Origin of the sequence: Campylobacter sp. MIT 12-8780, from assembly GCF_006864535.1 — a bacterium.
GTDB lineage: Bacteria > Campylobacterota > Campylobacteria > Campylobacterales > Campylobacteraceae > Campylobacter_D.
Window position 1 is genome coordinate 1 of the sequence record NZ_QHLL01000016.1, and the last position, 6,468, is coordinate 6,468.

General features: G+C 42.7%; 2 tRNA genes and 3 rRNA genes. All 5 read left to right on the forward strand.

The window, feature by feature from the left end:
- Positions 1–530 precede the first annotated feature (530 nt).
- The 5 genes from DMB95_RS09430 (at position 531) to rrf (ending at position 6,276) form a co-directional block, all read left to right on the forward strand.
- Positions 531–2,043 (forward strand): 16S ribosomal RNA (locus tag DMB95_RS09430).
- A 228-nt stretch (positions 2,044–2,271) separates the two neighbouring features.
- Positions 2,272–2,347: transfer RNA gene (locus DMB95_RS09435), tRNA-Ala, on the forward strand.
- 32 nt (positions 2,348–2,379) lie between these two features.
- Positions 2,380–2,456: transfer RNA gene (locus DMB95_RS09440), tRNA-Ile, on the forward strand.
- A 602-nt stretch (positions 2,457–3,058) separates the two neighbouring features.
- Positions 3,059–5,968 (forward strand): 23S ribosomal RNA (locus DMB95_RS09445).
- A gap of 191 nt (positions 5,969–6,159) precedes the next feature.
- Positions 6,160–6,276 (forward strand): 5S ribosomal RNA (gene rrf / locus DMB95_RS09450).
- Together the 16S, 23S and 5S rRNA genes with 2 tRNA genes alongside form the textbook arrangement of a ribosomal RNA operon.
- The last annotated feature ends 192 nt before the right edge of the window (positions 6,277–6,468 follow it).

Genomic DNA, 6,468 nt, shown 5'->3' on the forward strand with positions numbered 1-6,468 from the left:
CCCAACCACCAAAATTTAATGAAACTTTAAGCTTATTTGTATATAATTTCATTTCCTTTTCAATTTTCAAGCCTAAAAACTTGAAACGAAGTCTTAGAAAACTTCTTTAAAAGGAACTCTCAAGAGTTTTAAAACTTTTCATTATGTAATATTTTTTAATTTTGATGAAATGTTTATAAAATGATATTTTGAGTTTTATTGTTCTTTAAATTTAATATTGTTATTTTCAAATCTTATAGTCAATCTTTGAAATCTAAATAAGTGATCGATTGAGCCAGAAAAGATTTAGGTATGAGTTATCATATAAAATCTTTTTAAAACCATAAAGAGTCTTTGAAATGAAATTCAACTCTTTTTGAACTTTTTCTTTGAAGAAAAAGATTAAATTCTCATATAATATAAACTTTAGACTAGCTTACTATCCTTTAGGGTAGGTCGGGCTGGCCTTTAGTTTTTTGCTTCAGTCTGCGACTTCGCAACTGCAAGCAGAAGCTACTTTAGCAGGGCTTTGCCCTGCGTTAAAAGTAGATTTAATGGAGAGTTTGATCCTGGCTCAGAGTGAACGCTGGCGGCGTGCCTAATACATGCAAGTCGAACGATGAAGCTTTTAGCTTGCTAAAAGTGGATTAGTGGCGCACGGGTGAGTAAGGTATAGTTAATCTGCCCTACACTGGGGGACAACACTTAGAAATGAGTGCTAATACCCCATACTCCTACTTAACACAAGTTAAGTAGGGAAAGTTTTTCGGTGTAGGATGAGACTATATAGTATCAGCTAGTTGGTGAGGTAATGGCTCACCAAGGCTATGACGCTTAACTGGTCTGAGAGGATGATCAGTCACATTGGAACTGAGACACGGTCCAAACTCCTACGGGAGGCAGCAGTAGGGAATATTGCGCAATGGGCGAAAGCCTGACGCAGCAACGCCGCGTGGAGGATGACACTTTTCGGAGCGTAAACTCCTTTTCTTTGGGAAGAATTCTGACGGTACCAAAGGAATAAGCACCGGCTAACTCCGTGCCAGCAGCCGCGGTAATACGGAGGGTGCAAGCGTTACTCGGAATCACTGGGCGTAAAGGGCGCGTAGGCGGACTATCAAGTCTCTTGTGAAATCTAGGAGCTTAACTCCTAAACTGCTTGGGAAACTGATAGTCTAGAGTGAGGGAGAGGCAGATGGAATTGGTAGTGTAGGGGTAAAATCCGTAGATATTACCAAGAATACCCATTGCGAAGGCGATCTGCTGGAACTCAACTGACGCTAAGGCGCGAAAGCGTGGGGAGCAAACAGGATTAGATACCCTGGTAGTCCACGCCCTAAACGATGTATGCTAGTTGTTGGGATGCTAGTCATCTCAGTAATGCAGCTAACGCATTAAGCATACCGCCTGGGGAGTACGGTCGCAAGATTAAAACTCAAAGGAATAGACGGGGACCCGCACAAGCGGTGGAGCATGTGGTTTAATTCGAAGATACGCGAAGAACCTTACCTGGGCTTGATATCCTAAGAACCTTGTAGAGATACGAGGGTGCTAGCTTGCTAGAACTTAGAGACAGGTGCTGCACGGCTGTCGTCAGCTCGTGTCGTGAGATGTTGGGTTAAGTCCCGCAACGAGCGCAACCCACGTATTTAGTTGCTAACAGTTAGGCTGAGCACTCTAAATAGACTGCCTTCGTAAGGAGGAGGAAGGTGTGGACGACGTCAAGTCATCATGGCCCTTATGCCCAGGGCGACACACGTGCTACAATGGCATATACAATGAGACGCAATAGCGTGAGCTGGAGCAAATCTATAAAATATGTCTTAGTTCGGATTGCTCTCTGCAACTCGAGAGCATGAAGCCGGAATCGCTAGTAATCGTAGATCAGCCATGCTACGGTGAATACGTTCCCGGGTCTTGTACTCACCGCCCGTCACACCATGGGAGTTGATTTCACTCGAAGAGGGGATACTAAACTGGTTACTCTCCACAGTGGAATCAGCGACTGGGGTGAAGTCGTAACAAGGTAACCGTAGGAGAACCTGCGGTTGGATCACCTCCTTTCTAGAGTACAACTTATAGCTTTCATTAGCTATGAGTCATCATATATAAGTTTTTCACGAAGCTTATACACTACTACATAAAGTAGTAAATCTCAATCGTGCTTGTTTAGATTTTAAAGATTGACATAGTTATTTTTAAAGAACGGAGTGCGGAATATGAATCACACTTTTTAAAATTTGCCTTGCAAGTTTTTCTGTATTCTGTATTCTGTAGTCAGTTCTCCAAATTGGGGAATTAGCTCAGCTGGGAGAGCGCCTGCTTTGCACGCAGGAGGTCAGCGGTTCGATCCCGCTATTCTCCACCATAAGATTTTTAATACTGCTTGGGTATTGTAATGGGCCTATAGCTCAGCTGGTTAGAGTGCACCCCTGATAAGGGTGAGGTCACAAGTTCAAGTCTTGTTAGGCCCACCAGAATTCATTAAGATTTGAAAAAGAAACAACAATAAAAGGCTTTAAAATTTAAAGCAAGTATAAGAAGCTTAAAGTCTAACTCAAACAAAGTTTCATCTTATCCTTGCTTTAGGTTTTAAACCTAATGTTCTTTAAATTATCATTGTTAAGAGTCACAAACAAGTTTTAATAAAAACAATTTTACTGAACTTGTTAGAGTTGTAAAGACTTGATTATTTTTGCGTAAGATAAATTTTCTTACAAAAACTTTAGCCCTCACAAGCTAAGGCTTTCCGTCTTAAAATAAAAAAGACTTTACCTTATAGCTTTAACAAGGAAGTGATGCGTTTTAGAATGAAAAACATAGGCACATAAATAGAATTTTTCTATTTAATTATGTCAAAAAGCTATAGGCTTATACTTTGAATTACTTTTTGAGTAAAAGTGAGTATAGCCTTTAGCTTGAGCTTTAGGTCAGCCTACTATCCAAATAGGATAGGTCGGGTGTGGCCTTTAGCTTAAACTTGAGACCAGCTTACTATCTCAACAGGGATAGGTCGGGCTGGCCTTTAGTTTTGCTACTTTAGTAAGAGCTTTGCTCTTACGCTAAAAGTAGATCAAAAAGGTAAGCTACAAAGAGCGAATGGTGGATGCCTTGGGTAGTAAAGGCGATGAAGGACGTACTAGACTGCGATAAGCTATGGAGAGCTGTCAAGAAGCTTTGACCCATAGATTTCCGAATGGGGCAACCCAATGTATAGAGATATACATTACCATAATGGAGCGAACGAGGGGAATTGAAACATCTTAGTACCCTCAGGAAAAGAAATCAATAGAGATTATGTCAGTAGCGGCGAGCGAAAGCGTAAGAGGGCAAACCTAGTGCTTGCACTAGGGGTTGTAGGACTGCAATATGCACGAACTAAGCTTAGCAGAATATTCTGGAAAGTTTAATCATAGAGGGTGATAATCCCGTATGCGAAAAGCAAAGTTTAGCTAGCAGTATCCTGAGTAGGGCGAAACACGTGAAATTTTGTCTGAATCCGGGTCGACCACGATCCAACCCTAAATACTCATACTACACCGATAGCGAACAAGTACCGTGAGGGAAAGGTGAAAAGAACGGCGGTGAGCCGAGTGAAATAGAACCTGAAACCATTTGCTTACAATCATTCAGAGCCCTATGGAGCAATCCAGGGTGATGGACTGCCTTTTGCATAATGAGCCTGCGAGTTGTGGTGTCTGGCAAGGTTAAGCACACGCGAAGCCGTAGCGAAAGCGAGTCTTAAAAGGGCGCTTAAGTCAGATGCTGCAGACCCGAAACGAAGTGATCTATCCATGAGCAGCTTGAAGCTAGTGTAAGAACTAGTGGAGGAGCGAACCCGCTAGCGTTGAAAAGCTATGGGATGACTTGTGGATAGGGGTGAAAGGCCAATCAAACTTCGTGATAGCTGGTTCTCTCCGAAATATATTTAGGTATAGCGTTGTGTCGTAACTAAAGGGGGTAGAGCACTGAATGGGCTAGGGCATACACCAATGTACCAAACCCTATCAAACTCCGAATACCTTTAGTGTAATCACAGCAGTCAGGCGGCGAGTGATAAAATCCGTCGTCAAGAGGGAAACAACCCAGACTAACAGCTAAGGTCCCCAAATCTCATTTAAGTGGAAAACGATGTGAAGTTACTTAAACAACCAGGAGGTTGGCTTAGAAGCAGCCATCCTTTAAAGAAAGCGTAATAGCTCACTGGTCTAGTGATTTTGCGCGGAAAATATAACGGGGCTAAAATGAGTACCGAAGCTTTAGACTTGCACCTAGTGCAAGTGGTAGGAGAGCGTTCTATTTGCGTTGAAGGTATACCGGTAAGGAGTGCTGGAGCGAATAGAAGTGAGCATGCAGGCATGAGTAGCGATAAAAGGGGTGAGAATCCCCTTCGCCGTAAACCCAAGGTTTCCTACGCGATGCTCGTCATCGTAGGGTTAGTCGGGTCCTAAGTCGAGTCCGAAAGGGGTAGACGATGGCAAATTGGTTAATATTCCAATACCAACATTAATGTGCGATGGAAGGACGCTTAGGGCTAAGCAAGCTAGCGGATGGAAGTGCTAGTCTAAGGTCGTAGGTGCTTATACAGGAAAATCCGTATAAGAATACACCGAGAGCTGAAAGGCTTCTCAAAGTCTTCGGATAGCGAGGAGAATTGCTGATGCCGTCGAGCCAAGAAAAGTTTCTAAGTTTAGTTAATGTTGCCCGTACCGTAAACCGACACAGGTGGGTGGGATGAGTATTCTAAGGCGCGTGGAAGAACTCTCTTTAAGGAACTCTGCAAAATAGCACCGTATCTTCGGTATAAGGTGTGGTTAGCCTCGTATTAGGATTTACTTCGAAAGCGAGGAAACTTACAACAAAGAGTCCCTCCCGACTGTTTACCAAAAACACAGCACTCTGCTAACTCGTAAGAGGATGTATAGGGTGTGACGCCTGCCCGGTGCTCGAAGGTTAATTGATGGGGTTAGCATTAGCGAAGCTCTTGATCGAAGCCCGAGTAAACGGCGGCCGTAACTATAACGGTCCTAAGGTAGCGAAATTCCTTGTCGGTTAAATACCGACCTGCATGAATGGCGTAACGAGATGGGAGCTGTCTCAAAGAGGGATCCAGTGAAATTGTAGTGGAGGTGAAAATTCCTCCTACCCGCGGCAAGACGGAAAGACCCCGTGGACCTTTACTACAGCTTGACACTGCTACTTGGATAAGAATGTGCAGGATAGGTGGGAGGCTTTGATTCATAGACGCCAGTTTATGATGAGCCATTGTTGAGATACCACTCTTTCTTATTTGGGTAGCTAACCAGCTTGAGTTATCCTCAAGTGGGACAATGTCTGGTGGGTAGTTTGACTGGGGCGGTCGCCTCCCAAATAATAACGGAGGCTTACAAAGGTTGGCTCAAGATGGTTGGAAATCATCTGTAGAGTATAAAGGTATAAGCCAGCTTAACTGCAAGACATACAAGTCAAGCAGAGACGAAAGTCGGTCTTAGTGATCCGGTGGTTCTGTGTGGAAGGGCCATCGCTCAAAGGATAAAAGGTACCCCGGGGATAACAGGCTGATCTCCCCCAAGAGCTCACATCGACGGGGAGGTTTGGCACCTCGATGTCGGCTCATCGCATCCTGGGGCTGGAGCAGGTCCCAAGGGTATGGCTGTTCGCCATTTAAAGCGGTACGCGAGCTGGGTTCAGAACGTCGTGAGACAGTTCGGTCCCTATCTGCCGTGGGCGTAAGAAGATTGAAGAGATTTGACCCTAGTACGAGAGGACCGGGTTGAACAAACCACTGGTGTAGCTGTTGTTCTGCCAAGAGCATCGCAGCGTAGCTAAGTTTGGAAAGGATAAACGCTGAAAGCATCTAAGCGTGAAGCCAACTCTAAGATGAATCTTCTCTAAGCTCTCTAGTAGACTACTAGTTTGATAGGCTGGGTGTGTAAGAAATGAAAGTTTCTTAGCTGACCAGTACTAATAGAGCGTTTGGCTTATCTTATTTAAGCATCACTTCCTTGTTAAGGCTATACAGAAATATAGATATTTGTGTATAAAGTCTAAGGTAAGGGTTTTTATAAAACTTGTTTCTTAACATTGTTTTTTAAGTGTTTTTTAGAATATATAAAAAACTTAAAACTTTAATTTAAAGTTTTAGAACTTAAGATACAAAAAAAACATTTAAACAACAATGTCCGTGATTATACAGATGTGGAAACGCCTTGCTCCATCTCGAACCAAGAAGCTAAGCACATCGTGGGTGATGATACTACGCCTTACTGGCAGGGGGAAAGTAGCTTGTTGCGGACTTTGTTATTATTCTTGTTTTTTTACTTCTTTTATTTTTTCTTGGTTTTTATTTTATTTGTTTTTATAGTTTATCTTTTTGAATATTTGCTTCTTTTTTGCAATGAGTATTTTTAATCCTCTTTAACTCAAAGAAAAATTTCACATATCCTCCCTTAAGTATGTTTTTATGAGCTTGTATCAAAGCTTCTCCTA